The organism is Thermotalea metallivorans, from assembly GCF_001562415.1.
Taxonomy (GTDB): Bacteria; Bacillota; Clostridia; order Peptostreptococcales; family Thermotaleaceae; genus Thermotalea; species Thermotalea metallivorans.
Window position 1 is genome coordinate 24,567 of the sequence record NZ_LOEE01000031.1, and the last position, 19,753, is coordinate 44,319.

Consider the following 19,753-nt stretch of genomic DNA (forward strand, 5'->3'; position numbering starts at 1 on the left):
GAGGAATGGGAAATGAATAAAATTTGGATTCACCACACAAGGCCCATGAATCCTCGCGGAACCGGTACAAGGACGCCTTCCCATGAAGTTGTGGGGAAGCAATCTTTTGCCCAAGTATTGGATACCATAATTCACCAGCAGGAAGTGAAATTTTCCAAACATGCATTGCAAAGGTTAGAAGCTAGGAACATACGTTTAGACAGCCAAGAAATCAGTCGAATCCACAACGGCTTAAAAAAGGCAAGCCAAAAGGGAATTAAAGAAACCCTGATTTTGATGGACAATAAAGCCTTTGTGGCCAACGTCCATAGCAAAACCATCATTACGGCTGCCTTGGATGAACAATTGAAAGAGAATGTGTTTACCAATATCGATGGTGCAGTGATTGTTTAGCCGGACCTTTACGAGGAGGCTGCCATATCTCGGACCGACAGAAGAGGTATCATGCACCAATCAAGAGGAGGTCATGTATTATGATGAGATCTATGTTTTCTGCCGTATCGGGCTTAAGTGCCCATCAGGCGAAGATGGATGTAATCGGCAATAATATTGCCAATGTGAATACTGTTGGCTTCAAAGCCGGCAGAGTAACTTTCCAAGAGGTGTTCAGCCAGACTATCCGAGGTGCTTCTGCAGCCCAAGGAGGTAGAGGCGGTACCAATCCTCAACAAATAGGATTGGGAATCAATGTGGCTTCCATGGACACTATTCACACAAGAGGGGCTGTGGAAAGAACCGATGTCCCTACGGATGTGATGATTAACGGCGACGGATTCTTTATTGTGTCCAATGATACCAACTTTCTAAACAGGAGTTATACCAGGGCCGGCAACTTTTATGTGGATGCGGCAGGCAACTTAAATACTGCTGATGGATACCGGGTCCTCGGCTATCGCGTAGACGAGAAAACTTACGGGCAAAATCCTGTATTTAAAACTAATCTGGAGGGTTTGGTCATCAACAGGGCGGCCAGTGTACCGGCCCAGGCAACCACCAAGGTGGGATTTGAGGGAATATTGAACAGTGGGACGAAAAGTACAACGGCTTATGCCACAGTGCCCAGTACTATCGTAGGAGCCGATGATACTGTTACAGATTCCGTATATCTGGCAAAGCCTGCGGATCCGAGCAAACCTTTTGATGCAGCAACAAATGCAAAATATGAGGTAAATCCGGATTATGCGGATGCAGTAGCCAGGGAAACTACCTTTGATGTTTATGATAAATTGGGCGGGATTCATCGAATCAAGCAATGCTTTATAAAAACAGGAGCGAATCAATTCCAGGTGGAAACTTTTTATGTAAAACCTGATGGAAGCATGCTCCATGCTACGGGAGCGCCATTTACCGGAGGCGCCGTTACATTACAGTTTGATACGAGCGGGAATTTAACGGCAGGAGGGCCTTTAACCCTAACGATTGATGGCAGCTTGACCAATGGCGCCGGCAATTTATCTTTTGAAGTGCAGTATGATCATCTTAAAATGTTTGACAACGATTCAACGGCGGGTGCTACCAGTGTGGATGGATATAAGCAGGGAACCCTGGACGGTTTCAGTATTGGGCCTGACGGAACCATTGAAGGCATCTTCAGCAATGGGCTGAAGTCGCCTTTGGGCAGAATTGCTTTGGCAAACTTTAAAAACCCGGCCGGTTTATTGAAAACTCAGGCCAATATGTATGTAAATACTGCAAACTCCGGTGAACCCATGATCGGAAAGCCGGGCGATAGCGGCTTTGCTTCCTTAAATGCCGGAGCTTTGGAAATGTCTAATGTGGATTTGTCCAAGGAATTTACAACTATGATTACAACCCAAAGAGGATTCCAAGCCAACTCTAGGGTTATTACCACAACAGATCAGATGCTGGAAGAACTGGTGAACCTAAAAAGATAATTAATCATCCGGAATTATAATCTATGGCTTGAACCATAGATTATAATTCCCCTCTTTTAAAGGTGATAAAATGATTCAAGTGACAAGATTAAGCGGAGAAAGTTATATGGTCAACGGTGAGTTGATTGAATTTGTTGAGGCCACACCGGATACGGTGATCACCCTTACCACAGGGAAAAAAATTGTTGTGAAAGAAAGTGTCGATGAAATTGTTCGAAGGATTATTGCATATAAGCAAAAAATTTTTACACAAGCAGCAATTTTAGACAGCTTTTTCAGAAAAGAGGTGTAGCTATTGGATTTAGCAACTTTAATCGGAATACTTCTTGGTTTTGGTTTCATGGTATGGGGAATATTTCTTGGTGGCAGCATACTATCCTTCTGGGATGTACCCTCTATTGTTATCGTACTGGGAGGAACGGTTGCTGGAACATTGGTGGCCCATCCCTTGAAAAAAGTAGCTCAATCCATTACCATTGTAAGGAAGGCTTTTTCCTCAAAGGATTTGGCTCCTGGGGATACCATCGGCAGGATCATTGAACTTGCCAATACGGCAAGAAGGGAAGGACTGCTGGCATTGGAAGAAGCGGCAGAAAACATTGATGACGAGTTTTTGCAAAAAGGAGTTATGCTGATTGTGGATGGAACGGATCCGGAATTGGTCAGAAATATTCTGGAGACGGAATTGGCATTCCTAGAAGAAAGACATGGCTCCGGAAGGAGTTTGTTTGAAACCATGGGGAGTTTGGCTCCTGCTTTTGGTATGATCGGTACCTTGATAGGATTGGTAAATATGCTTAAGAAATTAGATGATCCAAAGGCTGTGGGACCGAGTATGGCCGTTGCACTGATTACTACTTTCTACGGGTCTGTTTTGGCCAACCTGCTTTTTATTCCCATAGCTACCAAGCTAAAGATTCGAAGCAAGGAAGAAATATTAATCAAAGAAATCATGGTGGAAGGACTTTTATCGATTCAGGCTGGGGAGAATCCCAGAATTATTGAGGAAAAGCTAAAGGCATTCCTTCCGCCGACGATGAGAAAGAGCCTTCACAATAGCAAAGGGGAAGGTGCTGAAGTATAATGGGGAGAAAAAGAGGTCAAGAGGAAGCGAAAACCGGTGCACCGGAATGGATGACTACATATGGAGATATGGTTACATTGCTGCTGTGCTTCTTTGTGCTGCTGTTTGCACTTTCCACCATTGATGCACAGAAATTTAGAGCAATTATGCAATCTTTTCAAGGTTCCCTTGGAGTGATGAAAGGCGGCAAAACCATTGAAAACAACCTGTACATCCATGAGGCATTAGAAGAAGAGAAAACCACAAAACAACTGGAGGAATTGGAAGACTTTAAAAAATTGCAAGAGAAGATCGAAGCGTATCTGGAGCAAAACGGTTTTCAAAATGAAATCCTGGTAGATTTGGAACCAAGGGGTTTGCTCCTCCGATTCAAGGATAATGTTCTGTTTGATTCCGGGAAGGCTGATCTAAAGGGAAATGCAGGTCAAACGCTGCTATTTCTGTCAGATCTTTTGAAACAGGATGAATTTGCAAATAAATATATTCGTGTAGAAGGACATACCGACACAGACCCGATCATCAGAAGCCAGAAGTATCCAACCAATTGGGAATTGTCGGTGGCAAGGGCTTCCAATGTTGTAAGATTCTTAATTGAAGAAGCCGGGTTGCAGCCGGACAGGCTATCGGCATCTGGCTACAGCCAGTATCATCCCATTGCACCCAATGATACCGATAACAATAAAAGCAAGAATAGACGGGTTGATATTGTAATTCTTCGTTCTGATTTTGTGAAATCAGAACCATACTATTAGAATTTCAAAAGGGGCGTAACCGTATGACTGTAAAAAAGATATTTCTATTCAGTATCATAGGTTTTCTAGTGACGGCAATTGTTTTTGGAGGAGTCTTTTATTTTGCTGTATATAAAACTCCAGAAAAAGCTGCAAAGGAAATTAAGACCTATAGTTTTCCTATCGGAGAACTTTATTCCAACGTAAGGGACAGCAGAAGAATTTTAAAGGCAAATATTGTAGTTGAAGTGACCGATGAAAAAATTGTTGAAAAACTGACGGAAAATAAGTCGAAGATTACGAACAATATCATTGAGCTGTTGAGAAGCAAGGATGAGAACAATTTATCGGGAGATAAAGGCCAACAGGTTTTGCGGGCCGAAATTTTGAAATCTATTCAACAAGTTATTCATTCCGATCAGATTACCAATGTCTATTTTGTTGAATTTATTGTCCAATAAAGGGAGGTGACGTAATTGTCCGATGTATTGTCCCAAAGTGAAATAGATGCACTGCTGCAGGCTCTCAGTACTGGTGAAGTAAATGTACAAGAAATGAAGGAAGATACACACGAAAAGAAAGTCAAGAAATATGATTTTAGGAGGCCGGATAAATTTGCCAAGGATCAATTACGTACCCTTCAGGTTATCCATGAAAATTTTTCACGATTGCTGAATACCTATTTGTCAGGCTATCTCAGATGTTTGGTTCAAGTGGATGTTTTTACTGTGGAGCAGTTGACCTATTATGAATTCAGCAATTCTATTTCCAATCCTGCGGTTTTAGGAATTGTAGACTTTTCGCCTTTGTCCGGTCAAATAATATTGGATATTACACCGGATATTGCCTTTACGTTGATTGATCGTATCCTAGGCGGAAGCGGGAAACCCATGGAGGAAACGAGAAATTTTACAGAGATTGAAATTACCCTATTGAAAACCGTGATCAAACAAATGATTCGGCTATTCAAAGAACCTTGGGAAAATGTACTAGATTTAGAACCTAAGCTGGAGAAGATCGAGACAAATTCACAGTTTGCTCAGATTATTTCTCCCAATGAGACCATTGCACTCATTACTTTGAATGTCAAGATAGGAGAGGTAGAGGGCATGCTGAATATATGTATTCCTCATCTTGTCATTGAACCGATCCTATCTCAGTTGAGCACTAAGTATTGGTTCAACAGCTCCAGCAAAGAATCTACTCCCGATGATCAGAAAATAATAGAAAGTCGAATCCATAAGGCCTATGTCCCCATTCGGGCTATAATTGGCAAAACCCATATTACAATCAGCGAATTTTTGGATCTGCAAGTGGGTGACGTAATTCAATTGGATACGACGATCAATGAAGATATAAAGATTTATGTAGGTAATGAACTGAAATATAGAGGAAAACCAGGCATGAAGAAGAAAAAACTGGCTGTGCAGATTGTAGGCGTTGAGCGAAAGGAGGAAATCTAACATGGGCGATATGCTTTCCCAAGAAGAAATAGATGCTCTATTAAGAGGCACATCACACCTAAGTGAAACAACAGAAGAGGTATTGAATGAAAACGAAAAAGACGCCCTTGGAGAAATTGGCAATATCAGCATGGGTACTTCTGCTACCACGCTGTTTACCCTATTGGGGCAGAAAGTTACAATCACCACCCCAAAGGTATCGATTCTATCTATTGAAGAACTGAGAGAGATTTACCCTATCCCCTTTGTTGCTGTGGAAGTAAAGTATAGGGAAGGACTTGAAGGAGTCAATCTGCTGGTTCTCAAAGAAGATGATGTAAAAATTATTACCGATTTAATGATGGGAGGCGATGGCACAAACTTTACTGGTGAATTAACAGAACTTCATTTAAGCGCCATTAGCGAAGCTATGAATCAAATGATTGGTTCTGCCTCTACTTCTTTAGCAGAAATGTTTCATAAAAAAATTGATATATCACCACCCAAGGCATTTGCAATCAATTTTTCCAATGCGAATATCGATCTAGACTTATTTAAGCCCCACGACAAGGTGGTAAAAATTGCCTTTCGGATGGTCATCGGCAATATCATTGACAGTGAAATTATGCAATTGATTCCTATTGGTTTTGCCAAAACCCTGGTCAACAATTTATTCGAAGGGACTACCGACCATAGGGGAGGAAGTGATGAAAATGTTGTTCATGGGGAATCTTCGGCCGTTCCTGGGCCAGATGATGATTTGGCTGATAACAGAGAATATATGGGTCGAAACGGAGGAGCCTACCACAGGGAAGACAGGAGTATACCGACAGGCATGTGCAGCAATCCCAGCCGCAATACACCGGTTCATGTGCAACCGGTTCAGTTCCAGTCTTTTGATGATGACGGGGGGAGAGGTGAGAAGGAACATATTGCTTTGCTGAAGGATGTGCCTTTGGAAATTACAGTGGAATTAGGCAGAACTACAAGGCGCATCAGTGAGATCCTGGATTTATCCCCGGGAGCCGTGATAGAACTAGATCGATTGGTAGGGGAACCTTTGGATATTTTGGTCAATGGGCAATTTATCGCAAAAGGCGAAGTGGTAGTAATTGACGAAAATTATGGAATCAGAATTACAGATATTTTAAGTCAAGAAAAGAAAATGAGCAAGATAAAATAATGAGGAGGAAAGATCTATGTCAAAAGGAATCTTAATCGTTGATGATGCAGCATTTATGAGAATGATGATCAAGGATGTGCTTACGAAAAATGGATTTCAGGTTGTAGGAGAAGCAGAAAATGGATTGAAAGCCATTGAAAAATATAAAGAGCTTCAACCGGCCCTTGTGATTATGGATATTACAATGCCAGAGGTAGACGGAATACAGGCTGTAAAGGAAATTAAAAAGATTGACAGCAATGCCAAGGTGATAATGTGTTCTGCCATGGGACAGCAAGCGATGGTGATTGAGGCGATTCAAGCAGGGGCCAGGGACTTTATTGTAAAGCCATTTCAAGCGGATCGTGTCATTGAGGCCGTCAGAAAGGTTCTTGGCTAATCTGAAAGGGGATCTTCCATATGTCTCATAACTTAGGCATTCCTGTATATGCTGCATCTGCAAGGGGATGGAGCCTATTGGGTCAAATCATATCCCTCATGGGCATATTTTTATTGATTCTGTTTGCAGCATATGTTACAACAAGATTTATCGGAAAAAAGGGTGCAGTCATCACAGGCAATAGAAACTTGACGGTGATTGAAAAAATGAATCTGGGCATAGACAAGGCCCTATATATCATTGCCATAGGGGAGAATTACTATCTGATTGCCGCTGGCAAGCATACAGTAGAGTTGATAGATAAAATCAAGAAAGAAGACATAAAAATGCTTCAGCAGGAGAGAAAAGATGAAAATTTTGTGAAGCCCTTTGATGCTTATCTTGCCAAGTTTATCCACGGACACAAAGTTCAATCCGAAAAAGATGTCAAAGACAGCAATCTTTTTGGTTCCAAGGAGGATCTGATGGCCAAATTAAACAAGATTCGGCGAAAAAATCAAGGGCTCCATCAATATACAGATAAGGATGAAAATGAATGAAAAACAAGATCACAAAGAAAACGATTCGTGTCAGCATTTTCATAGTTGTCTTTTTATTCTTTTTTATGTTTTCTTCTGCCGCTGTATCTGCAGAGCCAAAACTTCCTATTCCTAAAATAGGATTGAGCTTAGAAGAAGCAAATTCTCCAAGGGAAGTGGCAAATAGCATTGAGATACTGTTTATTTTAACCATTTTGGCCCTTGCACCGTCTATCTTGTTGATGATGACTTGCTTTACCCGAATGATTATTGTCTTATCGTTCATTCGGAAAGCAATCTCAACCCAAACCACGCCACCCAATCAAGTGCTTATTGGTTTGGCGCTGTTCCTCACTTTTTTTATTATGGCACCTATTGGGGCGGAGATAAATAATAAAGCCATACAGCCCTATCTTGCAGGGGAAATTGATCAGGAGGTTGCCCTCGTGAGAGCCATGGAACCTATGCGGGCCTTTATGTTTAAGCATACCCGAGAAAAGGATCTAGCCCTTTTCATTGATATTTCCGGAAGCCAAAAGCCCCATCGGCTTGGGGATGTGCCTACAAAGGCACTAATACCTGCCTTTATGATTAGTGAATTAAAGACAGGTTTCCAGATAGGATTTGTATTGTTCATTCCATTTATTGTCATTGATATGGTTGTGGCAAGCACCCTCATGTCCATGGGAATGATGATGCTCCCGCCGGTGATGATTTCATTGCCTTTTAAAATATTGTTGTTTATTATGGTGGATGGATGGAATCTGATTATCAAATCTCTCATTATGGGATTTCAATAGGAGTGTTTGAAGGATGAGTGAAGGTGTAGTTGTAGAATTGTTTCAACAGGCAATGTTCAATGTAATTATTTTATCGGCGCCTATGCTGCTGCTGGGCTTGATTGTGGGGCTTGCTGTCAGTATTTTTCAAGCGACGACCCAGATTCAGGAGGCTACTTTAGCCTTTGTTCCGAAAATACTTGCTGTGCTGATTGCATTTATTATATTTGGGCCATGGCTACTGACTACGGCCATAGATTATACAGAGGAACTTTTTCTAAATTTGAACAAGTTCATACAGTAGATAGGATGAGTTAATTTGGAAATCATAGGAAAATTATTGGAAAATCTGGCTATTTTTCTGCTTGTTTTTGCAAGAATCGTAGGCATGTTTATTACGGCACCCATTTTGAATTTGAATCATATCCCTGCTTATATCAAATTAGGATTTTCTTTGTTTCTGACCTTTATATTGTTTCCTATGATTGATATTCCAGCAGGCTTGCAATTGGACAGCTTTTATGCATTATTGGCTTTTGCAGCAAAGGAATTTCTCATAGGAATGATCATCGGCTTTATATGCTATTTGTTTTTCAGTACGGTATATTTGGCGGGCCATATGATTGACATGGAAATTGGATTTTCCATAGCAAACGTCATCAACCCCATGGATGAAAATGAAGAAATTGCTCTCACAGCCAATTTGTTTTTCATCATGGCAGTATTAATATTTTTATCCATTGACGGACATCATTTCTTGATTCAAGCCATGAAGCAAAGCTTTGCCATGGTTCCTATGGGGAAAATCCATATCAATGTATGGATGGTGGATCAGATAATAGGCATATTTATTACAATTTTTGTGATTGCATTTAAATTTTCAGCACCCATTGTTGTGTCTATATTTCTGGCAAATGTTTTGTTGGGAATATTGGCCAGGACAATGCCCCAAATGAATGTTTTTGTAGTAGGTATGCCTCTGAAGATATTGTTGGGCCTTTTGGTACTTTTGATCATAATGCCCCTATATGCTGGTTTTTTCGAGTATATATTCGATCGTATGTTTGAAAATTTAAAAGACTTTCTCAATGCCATGGGAAAAGGATGATAGAATGTACCTTTTTGATATAAACTTGCAGCTGTTTACAGGAGAAAAAACTGAAAAGGCTACGCCCAAAAGGCGAAAAGAAGCAAGGGAAAAGGGACAGGTTTTGCAGAGCAGGGAAATAAACTCAGCCCTAATCCTATTGTTTACTTTTTTCACTTTACAACTGGCCGGCAAATATATTTACAGCAATTTGTCCCTATATATGCAAAGGATATTTACCGATACCATCCATGATGAGAATTTATTTACTATTAACGGAGTGCACAAACTATTTCTTCTCATGGTGGGGGAATCGGTAAAACTGGTTGCTCCCATGGCGGGATGTGCCTTTGTCATCGGCTTATTTAGCAGTTATATGCAAGTAGGGTTTTTATTTACAACGAAACCCTTGGTGCCGAAGTGGGATCGTATCAACCCCATCAGCGGATTTAAAAAAATATTTTCCAAGAAATCTATTGTGGAGTTCGTAAAGTCACTGATGAAAATTGGCGCCGTGGGCTATGTAACCTTTAATTATGTTCTGAAACAATCTCGATCTGTAATGAATATTCTGGATATGGAATTAATCAGCATCATATCGTTTTTAGGAAAAGCTACAATAAATGTGGGATTGAGGGCTGCAATTGTGCTAATCCTTTTGGCCGTATTGGACTATTTTTATCAAAAATGGGAATATGAGAATGAGTTAAAAATGTCCAAGCAAGAAATTAAGGAAGAGTATAAACAGACGGAAGGGGATCCTCAAATCAAATCGAAAATTAAAGAAAAACAGCGGCAAATGGCCATGGGAAGAATGATGCAGGATGTCCCGAAAGCAGACGTGATCATTACAAACCCTACCCATTATGCTGTGGCCATCCGGTATGACCAAACAACAGATAATGCGCCCATTGTCTTAGCAAAGGGACAGGATCTCATTGCTTCTAATATCCGGGAGATCGCAGAAAAATATGAAATACCCATTGTGGAAAATAAGCCTTTGGCACGGACTTTATATCATACGGTGGAAATCGGAGATTATATTCCTCCAGATTTATATCAAGCTGTTGCTGAAGTTTTAGCCTATGTTTATAAATTGAAAAACATGATTTAGGAGGAAAAAAAATGAAATTTGGTGATATTGTTGTATCACTTGCCATTATCGCAGTTGTTATGATCATTATTATTCCTATTCCATTGCCATTATTAGATATACTGCTAAGCTTCAACATATCGTTATCGCTGCTGATCCTCCTGATAGCCATTTATAATAAAGAACCCCTGCAATTTGCAATTTTTCCTTCCATGTTGCTGTTGACTACGTTATTCAGGCTCTCATTAAATATTTCTACCACAAGAAATATTCTTTCCCGTGGATATGCGGGAGATGTCATCAAGGCCTTTGGGGAGTTTGTGATCGGCGGAAATGCGATTGTGGGCTTTATTATATTTTTAATTATTACCATCATTCAGTTTCTTGTCATTACAAAGGGCGCTGAAAGGGTTTCAGAGGTAGCTGCCAGATTTACCCTGGATGCCATGCCAGGAAAGCAGATGGCCATTGATGCAGATCTCAATTCCGGTCTGATCAGTGAAGAAGAAGCCAGGGAAAGGCGCAAGCGCATCCAGAGGGAGGCAGACTTTTATGGAGCTATGGATGGTGCCAGCAAGTTTGTAAAGGGGGATGCCATAGCAGGCATCATCATTACTGTTATCAATATTGTTGCTGGTTTTGTACTGGGGATGGCAGGCGGGGGCTTAACCTTTCAAGAGGCATTAGCCAAATATACACTGCTGACCGTCGGAGACGGACTTGTGGGACAGATTCCTGCACTCTTGATTTCAACGGGTACCGGCATAGTGGTAACGAGGGCTGCTTCAGATTCTGATCTGGGAAATGACGTTATCAAGCAATTGTTCAACCAGCCAAGAATTATGTTTATTATCTCCGGCGTATTACTTGTCTTAGGTTTAACGCCGTTACCGAAGGTGCCATATTTTGCCTTAAGCGGAATGTTCTTTTATTTGGGATTTGTCTTGCGAAAGACGATGAAGGAAACAGAAATCCAAGAACAGGAGATTGCTCAAGGTAGTGAAGTAGAGGAGATCAGAAAACCTGAAAATGTAATTCCGTTGCTTCAAGTGGATCCTATCGAGCTTGAATTTGGATATGGAATTATTCCTTTGGCAGACCCGAACCAGGGAGGCGATCTTTTTGATCGGCTGGTGATGATCCGAAGACAATGTGCCCTAGAATTGGGGATCATTGTTCCTATGATTCGACTAAGAGATAATATCCAGTTGGAGCCAAATCAATATGTCATCAAGATTAAAGGGGTAGAGGTATCCGACGGAAATATCGTATTTGATCATTATCTGGCAATGAATCCTGGAACAGCCGAAGGAGATATTATGGGAATTGATGCGATTGAGCCGGCCTTTGGGCTGCCTGCGAAATGGATTTCCGAGGAAGAAAGGGAAAAAGCTGAAATATTCGGTTACACAGTGGTAGATCCATCTTCTGTGATCTCTACCCATCTGACGGAAATTATTAAAAGACATGCCTTTGAATTATTGGGCAGACAAGAGGTCAAAACTTTATTGGACAGCGTGAAGGAACATCATGGAGCCCTTGTGGATGAATTGGTTCCGAAAATATTATCGATCGGAGAAATCCAAAAAGTATTGGCTAATCTGTTAAGAGAGGGAGTCTCTATTCGAGATATGGTAACAATTCTAGAAACCCTTGCTGATTACGGACCCATTACCAGGGATCCGGATATGCTGACGGAATATGTGCGCCAATCCCTGTCAAGGGCTATTACCAAACAGTTTATCGAAGGGAAAAAGGCAAAGGTCATTACATTGGAACCGAGCTTGGAACAGAAAATTATGGAGTCCATCCAGCAGTCGGAACACGGATCCTACCTAAGCTTGGATCCCATGCTTACCCAAAGGATTCTCACGAACTTGTCCCAGCAGGTGCAAAAGTTGATGTCTATAGGAGAACAACCCATTATTTTGACATCTCCTATTGTCAGATTTTATTTTAAAAGATTGTCTGAACAATTGGCACCGGAATTGATCGTTTTATCCTATAATGAAATTGATACAAAAGTAGAAGTCCAGTCTGTAGGGGTGGTGAGTGCATAAAATGAAAGTAAAACGATACATAGCCAATGATGCCCAGGAAGCGATGCTGAAGGTGAAGGCAGAATTGGGAAACAATGCGGTAATTTTGCATTCCAGAAAGATTCGAAGACCTGGCGTTCTTGGTTTTTTTAAAAAGCCACTCATTGAAATGGTGGCTGCCATAGAAGAAAATGGCGAAAAAAAGGTGAACCCTTTATTGGAGAATTCTCATAGAACCAACTGGCAGGGCGTTCTTGAATCAAGTAAAATCGATCAGTTGCAAAATCAGATGGGCAGCATCCATGAGCTTTTAAACAATATGTTGACGAAAATGGAGCATATAGATACGTCCAAGAGCTTTCAAGCCCCTAAAAAGGATGAAGTATATGAAAAATATTACAATATACTTTTGCAAAATGATGTGGATACAGGAGTTGCAGAAAAAATATTGTCTATTGTAAAGAAGCAAATGAGCTTTTCTAAGGAAAACGAAGAGGCAGTGAAAAATGCAATCAAAATCAAAATAAGAGAATATCTGGGATATCCGTCACCGGTAGAAGAAATAAGGGACGGGCAAAAAGTAATTGTTTTTATAGGTCCTACAGGTGTAGGAAAAACGACAACGTTGGCAAAATTGGCTGCAAAACTGTCGATCAACGGGATGAAATCTGTAGGAGTCATTACTTCCGATACTTATAGAATTGCGGCTGTAGAACAATTAAAAACATATAGTGAAATATTGGGAATTCCTTTGAAAGTTGTATATGAACCTCAAGAAATGAAAGATGCCCTGGAGAATTTTAAAGAAAAAGATATTATTTTGGTGGATACGGCAGGAAGGAATCATAAAAATGGCGAACAGTTAGAAGAAGTAAAACAACTAATCCGCCATATTCCCAATCCAGAGACATTTTTGGTCATTAGTGCAACAACGGGGTATAAAGATATTAAGAATATTGTTCATGCCTATGGATTTATTAAAGATTATAAACTATTATTTACCAAGCTGGATGAATGCAGTACAAAGGGGAATATATTGAACACAAAAATATTCACGGGAAAGAATCTTTCCTACCTGACCACAGGACAAAGTGTGCCGGATGATATCGAGCTTGCAAATCCAGAGAAAATTGCCAGTATTATAGTAGGTGAAAGCAATGAATGATCAAGCACAGAAATTAAGGGAGATTGTAAGTAATATAAAGAAACAGAATCGGCATCTTCAAAGTCACGGGCCCGATGAGATAAGCGATCCGGGCAGGAAGGATGCCAGAGTTATAACAGTTACCAGCGGCAAAGGCGGCGTGGGCAAATCAAATTTTACCATTAACTTAGGCTTGGCCTTAAGAAAACTTGGTTTTGAGGTAACAATTCTGGATGCGGATTTAGGTCTGGCCAATATTGATGTGATCATAGGATTAATCCCGAAATACTCCCTGGCCCACGTGATCAGGAAAGAAAAGACAATTGAGGAAATTATGGCAGAAGGACCCCAGGGGATAAAGATCATCTCCGGTGGCTCAGGATTGAGGGAACTGGTCAATCTTTCGGAGGAGCAACTCAATCATTTAATTGAAAATCTAAAAATTTTAGGGAAAACTACGGATTTTATTTTGATTGATACGGGTGCCGGCATTAATCATTCTGTACTTTCATTTGTAAAAGCTACCCATGAGGTGATTTTGGTTACTACTCCGGAACCTACGGCCATTACAGATGCCTATGCCATGATTAAAAATATTGTGGCGGAAGATAGGGAGAAAAAAATCAGGGTGCTGATCAATCGCGTGGAAAATAATCAGGAAGGCGTAGAAATATATAATAAATTGAATACGGCTGCCCAGAGATTTTTAAATGTTACTCTGGAGCGGTTGGGCTACTTGTATGATGATGTGGTTGTATCGAAGTCCGTTAAATCCCAAAAACCTTTTATTTTAAGCTATCCCAACAGTTTAATCAGTCAAGGGGTAGAATCTATTGCTTCTAGAATTATTAATGAACAAACAACGGAAATTTTCAAGGCAAGCGGCTTCAAAAAGTTTATCAACAAACTTTTTTATGGACATATGAAATCTATTTAGATAGGCTTCCATAGGCGAAAAGGCACAGGAATTTTTTGCAGAAGGGGGAAGAGGATGCGTACTTATGAGCAGCTATGATTTGCCAAAGGTTGGTGACAGAATTGAAATAGAAAACACGCCAATTTCTAAGAGGGGTTCAGCACTGATCAGCCAGGTATTGGACAAAGTTGACGAACAGGTAATGTTTATTGCCATGCCCATTATCAATAATGTGATGGTGCCGATCCCTGTGGGGGAAATTATTCGAATCAAATATGCCCAAAAAAACGTGGGGATATTTGTATTTCGGGCGAGGGTGGTTTCTCGAAAACATAGTGAGCAGTTGGCATATATGAAAATTGAAAGGATCAGTGATGTAGAAAAAGTACAAAGGAGGGATTACTACCGGCTGGAAGTAGTATTGGATGTTCAGATGAAAATCATCAAGCCTGGCGATGCCGATCATGAAAAAATTATCCATGGACTTAGTAAAGATATTAGTGGAGGCGGGTTAAGGGTTATCGCCAAAACAAAACTATCTGCCAATGATGTTGCGGATATTATCATAAAGACCGGCGAAAATCCTATTCGTGCAAGGGGAAGAATCATTCGTTGCGCGTCCTATGACGGCTCCCGGGATGAATATGATGTTGCCATCATGTTCGAGAATATCTCTGAAAGTGTAAGAACGCAAATTATATCCTTTATATTTGGCTATCAAAGAAAAATGAAGAAAAAAGGATTGGTTTAGATGAAAAAACTTAACGTTCTGGTTGTGGATGATTCTGCTTTTATGAGAAAGGTCATTGCAGATATAATTCAATTGGACGATGACCTCAAGGTGATAGGCACTGCCAAAAACGGACAGGAAGCAATTGAAAAAATTAAGGAGCTTTCGCCTGATGTTGTTACGATGGATGTTGAGATGCCCGTGATGGATGGGATTACAGCACTGAAAACCATTATGGAGGAAATGCCTTTGCCTGTTTTAATGCTTAGTAGCCTAACGAAGGAAGGCGCCGATGCTACGGTGAAAGCCTTGGAACTGGGGGCTGTAGATTTTATTACAAAGCCTTCCAGTATATTTAAGATGAATACAGAGGAGATAAAGGCACAGCTTCATGAAAAGTTAAAGATGGCTTCGAAGGCAAATATGAAGTCAAAACATGTCCTGAAACCCCAAAATATTGCAACCATCAACAAAAACGCATTTGCCCAAGAAAAAAACACAAATGTAAAGTATATCGTGGCGATTGGTACTTCTACGGGAGGACCTAGGGCTTTGCAAAGCGTAATTCCATATTTGCCGAAAAATATTCCGGCCAGCATCTTAATCGTTCAACACATGCCCCCGGGGTTTACGAAGTCATTGGCTGAAAGATTGAACAATTTATCGGAAATTGAAGTAAAAGAAGCAGAAGACGGGAGTATACTGCTACCGGGACATGCATATATTGCCCCTGGGGACTATCATATGAAAATTATTCGATCATCCAATGTTTTTAAAATAAAGCTTACCAAAGATAGTCCGGTATCCGGGCACAGGCCTTCTGTCGATTATATGATGAATTCTCTGGCACAGTTGGAATTAAGCAATGTCATCGGCGTCATTATGACAGGCATGGGATCCGATGGGGCGGAAGGGATGAAAAACATAAAACTTCAAAAGGGCATCACAATCGGGCAAAATGAAGAGACCTGTGTTGTATACGGGATGCCTAAATCGGCAGTTAGTTTAGGCTGTGTAGATATATTAGTTCCATTAGAGGATATCGCAGAATCAATCATAAAAGCTGTGGGGGTGTAAATTTATGGACATGAGCCAATATCTAGAAATATTTATTGAAGAATCCAAAGAGCATCTGCAAAACATGAATCAAAGCCTATTGGATCTCGAGAATGATCATAGAGATGGAAATCTTTTGAATGAAATTTTTAGAGTTGCCCATACCCTGAAAGGCATGTCAAGTACTATGGGGTTTCACAAGATTGCAATGCTGACCCATGAAATGGAAAATGTACTGCAGTCTTTAAGGAATCGTGAGCTTCAAATTTCTGAAAACATTATCGATGTCCTCTTTGAGTGTCTGGATACACTGGAAGAATATATCGGGGAAGTTGAAAAAACAGGGGATGAAGGAGACGGGGATTCCCGCCATTTAATTCAAAAACTGAATCAGATCATGTCGGAAGACGAGGAAACGGAAAATAATGGGATACAAACCCAACCTTTCGATACTTCTTCCGTGCATGATGAAATTGGTATTGAAGTTGAAGATTTTTCAAAAAGTGCAATTGAAAAGGCATCCCGGGAAGGATACCATTGCTTTAAATTAAAAATTGTATTGAATCCTAATTGCATGCTGAAATCGGCAAGGGCCTTTATTGTTTTCAATACCCTGGAAAGAGACTGTGAAATTATTAAATCAAGTCCTTCCGTAGAGGATATAGAAGATGAAAATTTTGATTTGTCCTTTGAATTGATCGTTATTACACAACTGTCAATGGAAGATATAAAAAAGGAAATATTATCGATTTCTGAAATTGAAGAAGTGCATATTGAACCTATTTTGGTGAAATTAAAAGAAGAAAGAAAAGACGCCATTGCAGAACAGTATCACGTGGATGGACATGAGGAGCAGGAAGAATCCCCGGATGAAAAAAAGATGGCAAAATCGAAAAAACCTAAGGTAGGAAAGACTGTAAGGGTAGATATTGACCGTCTGGACAACTTGATGAATCTTGTAAGTGAATTGATTATTATCAAGACAAGACTGGAAGATATTGACGATTCAGGGAAAAAGCATAATATGAATGAGGCCATCGAATATTTGGAGCGAATTACCACCAGTCTTCATGATGCGGTCATGAAGGTCCGCATGGTTCCCATTGAAAGGGTCTTTAACAGATTCCCCAGAATGGTCAGAGACTTATCCAAGGAATTAGGAAAAGAGATAGAATTATTCATGTCCGGTGAGGAGACGGAAGTAGACAGGACTGTGATAGATGAAATAGGAGATCCGTTGATTCATTTGATTCGAAATTCCATAGACCATGGCATTGAGGAACCTGAAATCAGAAGGGCCAGCGGCAAACCTGAGTTTGGAACGGTGAAGCTTGTAGCTTACCCAGACGGAAACAGTGTTGTGATTGAAGTGGAAGATGACGGGCAAGGGATTCATATCGAAAAAGTAAAAAATAAAGCTGTCCAGAAGGGACTATTAACAAAAGAACAGGCTGAAAATCTGGATGATAAGGAGGCTGTAAACCTGTTGTTCAGCCCTGGTTTTAGCACAGCCGATAAGATTTCGGACATCTCCGGCAGAGGCGTCGGTTTAGATGTGGTGAAAACAAAAATTGAATCCCTTGGCGGCGTTGTGGAAGTCCAGACGCTCAAATCCAAAGGAAGCAAGTTTATTATTCGATTGCCTTTGACATTAGCCATTATTCAAGCTTTATTGGTAAATGTGGGCGTGGAGAAATATGCCATTCCTTTGAATGGGATTAAGGAAATTATTACCATGAAGGCTTCCAGTATCCGAAAAGTTCAAAACCAAGAGGTTGTACTTTATCGAAATACGACGCTGCCAATTCTAAGAATGAATCGAATATTGCAAGTACCTGCATCCAATCACGAGAAAGAAGATTTAACCGTGGTGGTGGTCAGAAAAGGGGAAAAAACGGCGGGATTTATTGTTGATAACTTAATAGGACAGCAGGAAATTGTTATCAAATCATTAGGAAAGTTCCTCTCAGGCATAAAAGTTATTGCTGGGGCAACAATCCTGGGCAATGGACAGGTGGCACTCATCGTTGATACAAACTCACTTTTTTAAAATAGAATCCTGGGTAAAAGGGGAGAAGATATATGGAAAACAAAGTAGGTGCATCAGAAAATCAATATGTATTATTTCAACTGGATAATGAATACTATGGCATTGATATCCTTCAAGTGGAAACCATTGAAAGGGTGATGGATATTACAAGGGTACCCCATGCCTTAGATTATGTACAAGGTGTGATTAACTTAAGGGGAGAAGTTGTACCGGTGGTTAACTTGAGAAAGAGATTCAATCTGCCCGAAGTATCTGTCAACGATGAATCCAGAATCATTATTGTCTCTGTAGAAGATATTGTTGTGGGTCTATTGGTGGATGCATCTTCAGAAGTTTTGCAATTAAGCAGCGATGAAATTGATGATGCCTCCAATATTGCTGACAACACAGGAAATGGGTTTGTGAAAGGAATCGGCAAAAATGGTCATCGGATGATTATATTGCTTGATCTGAAAAAGGTGTTGGATATCGCTGAACATAGTGACCCTATGGAATAAAGAAGGGAGAGTGGCCCATGGGTATTTCAATTGAAGAGCTGAATAGCATGCAAATTGACGTATTAAAGGAAATCGGAAATATTGGTGCCGGCAATGCAGCAACTGCCCTTGCAAAGATGTTGGATCGAAAAATTGATATGAATGTCCCGAAAGTAGAAATTTTGGAATTTAAAGAAGTAGCAGAACTCCTAGGGGGGGCCGAAGTGCCTGTTTGCGGCATTTATTTCCGCGTAGAGGGAGATATCAGCGGAAGTATTATGTTTTTGCTGCCTTTAAAATCGTCTAAGGTTTTAGCCAATATGATTATGCTGAAGGAAGATGAATCGGAAATATTTGATGAAATTGATCAATCGGCCTTGCAGGAAATAGGAAACATACTATCAGGTTCCTATGTTTCTTCCCTTTCTTCATTGACAGGATTAAGTATAAAGATATCAATTCCTTCCCTGGCCATCGATATGGCAGGTGCTATTTTAAGCGTACCCATCATTCAATTTGGACAAGTAGGAGATCATGTTTTGCTCATTGAAACAGAATTTCATGAGGACAAAAATGATGTCAAAGGATTTTTCTTCTTAATACCTGATGCCGAGTCATTTGAAATTCTATTGAAAAGCTTGGGTGTATTACAATGACCGCGGGAATCATAAAGGTTGGAATGGCAGATTTCAATGTGACAAAACATCCGGGAGTATTAACGACCTTGGGATTGGGGTCTTGTGTAGGAATCACCCTCTATGACCCTTTGACAAAGGTATGCGGACTTGTTCATATTATGTTGCCTTCCAGCAAAGCCATTAAAAACAACAGCAATTTGGCTAAGTTTGCCGACACAGGTATCCCATTGCTTTTAGAAGAGGTATTGAAGTTAGGTGCCAGTAAATCCAGACTTGTCAGTAAAATTGCCGGTGGGGCACAGATGTTTTCTTTTTCAAATAAAAACGATATCATGAAGATTGGGGAAAGAAATGTACAGGCCACCAAAGAGGTTTTGGGCGAGTTGAAGATTCCAATTATAGCAGAGGATACGGGGGGCAATTTTGGCAGAACCATAGAACTTTACTCTGATACAGGAATACTTCTTGTAAAAACCATAGGCCATGGAATGAAACAAATATGAATGGAGTTAT

23 protein-coding genes are annotated in these 19,753 nt (G+C 40.4%); all 23 read left to right on the plus strand.

The window, feature by feature from the left end; genetic code table 11:
* Positions 1-12: 12 nt before the first annotated feature.
* Positions 13-393, plus strand: coding sequence for a TIGR02530 family flagellar biosynthesis protein (locus AN619_RS07470; RefSeq protein WP_068556103.1), 381 nt, complete (start codon positions 13-15; stop codon positions 391-393).
* An 80-nt stretch (positions 394-473) separates the two neighbouring features.
* The gene (locus AN619_RS07475; RefSeq protein ID WP_068556104.1) at positions 474-1,895 is read left to right on the plus strand and encodes a flagellar hook protein FlgE; all 1,422 of its coding nucleotides are present in this window, start codon (positions 474-476) and stop codon (positions 1,893-1,895) included.
* Positions 1,896-1,965: 70 nt separating this feature from the next.
* Positions 1,966-2,187 (plus strand): flagellar FlbD family protein, encoded by a 222-nt coding sequence (locus AN619_RS07480; RefSeq protein ID WP_068556105.1) that lies wholly within the window; start codon positions 1,966-1,968, stop codon positions 2,185-2,187.
* A 3-nt stretch (positions 2,188-2,190) separates the two neighbouring features.
* Positions 2,191-2,979: a flagellar motor protein gene (locus AN619_RS07485; protein WP_068556106.1), complete on the plus strand. Its 789-nt coding sequence runs from the start codon at positions 2,191-2,193 to the stop codon at positions 2,977-2,979.
* Complete coding sequence (locus AN619_RS07490; protein ID WP_068556107.1) at positions 2,979-3,731, plus strand: flagellar motor protein MotB; 753 nt, start codon at positions 2,979-2,981, stop codon at positions 3,729-3,731. The genes AN619_RS07485 and AN619_RS07490 overlap by 1 nt, the downstream gene beginning before the upstream one ends.
* 23 nt (positions 3,732-3,754) lie before the next feature.
* Positions 3,755-4,171: a flagellar basal body-associated FliL family protein gene (locus AN619_RS07495; RefSeq protein ID WP_068556108.1), complete on the plus strand. Its 417-nt coding sequence runs from the start codon at positions 3,755-3,757 to the stop codon at positions 4,169-4,171.
* A 15-nt stretch (positions 4,172-4,186) separates the two neighbouring features.
* Positions 4,187-5,173 carry a flagellar motor switch protein FliM gene (gene fliM, locus AN619_RS07500; protein WP_068556109.1) on the plus strand — a complete coding sequence of 329 codons (987 nt, stop codon included), beginning with the start codon at positions 4,187-4,189 and terminating at the stop codon, positions 5,171-5,173.
* A gap of 1 nt (position 5,174) precedes the next feature.
* On the plus strand, positions 5,175-6,335 hold the full coding sequence (gene fliY, locus AN619_RS07505) for a flagellar motor switch phosphatase FliY (protein WP_068556110.1): 1,161 nt from the start codon (positions 5,175-5,177) through the stop codon (positions 6,333-6,335).
* A gap of 16 nt (positions 6,336-6,351) precedes the next feature.
* Entirely contained in the window at positions 6,352-6,714 is a 363-nt protein-coding gene (locus AN619_RS07510; RefSeq protein WP_068556111.1) for a response regulator, read from the plus strand.
* A gap of 20 nt (positions 6,715-6,734) precedes the next feature.
* A complete protein-coding gene (locus AN619_RS07515) occupies positions 6,735-7,253 on the plus strand; it encodes a FliO/MopB family protein (protein WP_068556112.1) in 519 nt (172 codons plus the stop codon).
* Complete coding sequence (gene fliP / locus AN619_RS07520) at positions 7,250-8,032, plus strand: flagellar type III secretion system pore protein FliP (RefSeq protein WP_068556113.1); 783 nt, start codon at positions 7,250-7,252, stop codon at positions 8,030-8,032. Before AN619_RS07515 ends, fliP begins: the two co-directional genes overlap by 4 nt.
* 13 nt (positions 8,033-8,045) lie before the next feature.
* On the plus strand, positions 8,046-8,315 hold the full coding sequence (gene fliQ, locus AN619_RS07525; RefSeq protein WP_068556114.1) for a flagellar biosynthesis protein FliQ: 270 nt from the start codon (positions 8,046-8,048) through the stop codon (positions 8,313-8,315).
* Between the two features lie 15 nt (positions 8,316-8,330).
* A complete protein-coding gene (gene fliR, locus AN619_RS07530) occupies positions 8,331-9,119 on the plus strand; it encodes a flagellar biosynthetic protein FliR (protein ID WP_068556115.1) in 789 nt (262 codons plus the stop codon).
* Between the two features lie 4 nt (positions 9,120-9,123).
* Positions 9,124-10,212, plus strand: coding sequence for a flagellar biosynthesis protein FlhB (gene flhB, locus AN619_RS07535; protein ID WP_083525033.1), 1,089 nt, complete (start codon positions 9,124-9,126; stop codon positions 10,210-10,212).
* Between the two features lie 11 nt (positions 10,213-10,223).
* Positions 10,224-12,251 (plus strand): flagellar biosynthesis protein FlhA, encoded by a 2,028-nt coding sequence (gene flhA / locus AN619_RS07540; RefSeq protein ID WP_068556117.1) that lies wholly within the window; start codon positions 10,224-10,226, stop codon positions 12,249-12,251.
* Position 12,252: 1 nt separating this feature from the next.
* Positions 12,253-13,395: a flagellar biosynthesis protein FlhF gene (gene flhF, locus AN619_RS07545; RefSeq protein WP_068556118.1), complete on the plus strand. Its 1,143-nt coding sequence runs from the start codon at positions 12,253-12,255 to the stop codon at positions 13,393-13,395.
* Positions 13,388-14,311 carry a MinD/ParA family protein gene (locus AN619_RS07550; protein ID WP_068556119.1) on the plus strand — a complete coding sequence of 308 codons (924 nt, stop codon included), beginning with the start codon at positions 13,388-13,390 and terminating at the stop codon, positions 14,309-14,311. The genes flhF and AN619_RS07550 overlap by 8 nt, the downstream gene beginning before the upstream one ends.
* Before the next feature lie 64 nt (positions 14,312-14,375).
* Positions 14,376-15,041, plus strand: coding sequence for a flagellar brake protein (locus AN619_RS07555; RefSeq protein ID WP_068556120.1), 666 nt, complete (start codon positions 14,376-14,378; stop codon positions 15,039-15,041).
* The gene (locus AN619_RS07560) at positions 15,042-16,097 is read left to right on the plus strand and encodes a protein-glutamate methylesterase/protein-glutamine glutaminase (protein WP_068556121.1); all 1,056 of its coding nucleotides are present in this window, start codon (positions 15,042-15,044) and stop codon (positions 16,095-16,097) included. It abuts the gene before it with no gap.
* Between the two features lie 4 nt (positions 16,098-16,101).
* Entirely contained in the window at positions 16,102-18,126 is a 2,025-nt protein-coding gene (locus tag AN619_RS07565) for a chemotaxis protein CheA (RefSeq protein ID WP_068556122.1), read from the plus strand.
* Positions 18,127-18,158: 32 nt separating this feature from the next.
* Positions 18,159-18,623 carry a chemotaxis protein CheW gene (locus tag AN619_RS07570; protein WP_068556123.1) on the plus strand — a complete coding sequence of 155 codons (465 nt, stop codon included), beginning with the start codon at positions 18,159-18,161 and terminating at the stop codon, positions 18,621-18,623.
* A gap of 17 nt (positions 18,624-18,640) precedes the next feature.
* Entirely contained in the window at positions 18,641-19,258 is a 618-nt protein-coding gene (locus AN619_RS07575; RefSeq protein WP_068556124.1) for a chemotaxis protein CheC, read from the plus strand.
* A complete protein-coding gene (locus AN619_RS07580) occupies positions 19,255-19,743 on the plus strand; it encodes a chemotaxis protein CheD (RefSeq protein ID WP_068556125.1) in 489 nt (162 codons plus the stop codon). Before AN619_RS07575 ends, AN619_RS07580 begins: the two co-directional genes overlap by 4 nt.
* Positions 19,744-19,753 lie beyond the last annotated feature (10 nt).

What these genes read in the sequence shown, in the direction of transcription:
- AN619_RS07570 (WP_068556123.1), top strand. Translation starts at nt 18,159, where the DNA reads ATGGAAAACAAAGTAGGTGCATCAGAAAATCAATATGTATTATTTCAA.
- AN619_RS07565 (WP_068556122.1), top strand. Translation starts at nt 16,102, where the DNA reads ATGGACATGAGCCAATATCTAGAAATATTTATTGAAGAATCCAAAGAG.
- AN619_RS07480 (WP_068556105.1), top strand. Translation starts at nt 1,966, where the DNA reads ATGATTCAAGTGACAAGATTAAGCGGAGAAAGTTATATGGTCAACGGT.
- AN619_RS07555 (WP_068556120.1), top strand. Translation starts at nt 14,376, where the DNA reads ATGAGCAGCTATGATTTGCCAAAGGTTGGTGACAGAATTGAAATAGAA.
- AN619_RS07470 (WP_068556103.1), top strand. Translation starts at nt 13, where the DNA reads ATGAATAAAATTTGGATTCACCACACAAGGCCCATGAATCCTCGCGGA.
- flhF (WP_068556118.1), top strand. Translation starts at nt 12,253, where the DNA reads ATGAAAGTAAAACGATACATAGCCAATGATGCCCAGGAAGCGATGCTG.
- AN619_RS07475 (WP_068556104.1), top strand. Translation starts at nt 474, where the DNA reads ATGATGAGATCTATGTTTTCTGCCGTATCGGGCTTAAGTGCCCATCAG.
- fliY (WP_068556110.1), top strand. Translation starts at nt 5,175, where the DNA reads ATGGGCGATATGCTTTCCCAAGAAGAAATAGATGCTCTATTAAGAGGC.
- AN619_RS07560 (WP_068556121.1), top strand. Translation starts at nt 15,042, where the DNA reads ATGAAAAAACTTAACGTTCTGGTTGTGGATGATTCTGCTTTTATGAGA.
- AN619_RS07580 (WP_068556125.1), top strand. Translation starts at nt 19,255, where the DNA reads ATGACCGCGGGAATCATAAAGGTTGGAATGGCAGATTTCAATGTGACA.
- AN619_RS07575 (WP_068556124.1), top strand. Translation starts at nt 18,641, where the DNA reads ATGGGTATTTCAATTGAAGAGCTGAATAGCATGCAAATTGACGTATTA.
- AN619_RS07495 (WP_068556108.1), top strand. Translation starts at nt 3,755, where the DNA reads ATGACTGTAAAAAAGATATTTCTATTCAGTATCATAGGTTTTCTAGTG.
- flhA (WP_068556117.1), top strand. Translation starts at nt 10,224, where the DNA reads ATGAAATTTGGTGATATTGTTGTATCACTTGCCATTATCGCAGTTGTT.
- AN619_RS07490 (WP_068556107.1), top strand. Translation starts at nt 2,979, where the DNA reads ATGGGGAGAAAAAGAGGTCAAGAGGAAGCGAAAACCGGTGCACCGGAA.
- AN619_RS07510 (WP_068556111.1), top strand. Translation starts at nt 6,352, where the DNA reads ATGTCAAAAGGAATCTTAATCGTTGATGATGCAGCATTTATGAGAATG.
- fliQ (WP_068556114.1), top strand. Translation starts at nt 8,046, where the DNA reads ATGAGTGAAGGTGTAGTTGTAGAATTGTTTCAACAGGCAATGTTCAAT.
- AN619_RS07550 (WP_068556119.1), top strand. Translation starts at nt 13,388, where the DNA reads ATGAATGATCAAGCACAGAAATTAAGGGAGATTGTAAGTAATATAAAG.
- flhB (WP_083525033.1), top strand. Translation starts at nt 9,124, where the DNA reads ATGTACCTTTTTGATATAAACTTGCAGCTGTTTACAGGAGAAAAAACT.
- AN619_RS07515 (WP_068556112.1), top strand. Translation starts at nt 6,735, where the DNA reads ATGTCTCATAACTTAGGCATTCCTGTATATGCTGCATCTGCAAGGGGA.
- fliP (WP_068556113.1), top strand. Translation starts at nt 7,250, where the DNA reads ATGAAAAACAAGATCACAAAGAAAACGATTCGTGTCAGCATTTTCATA.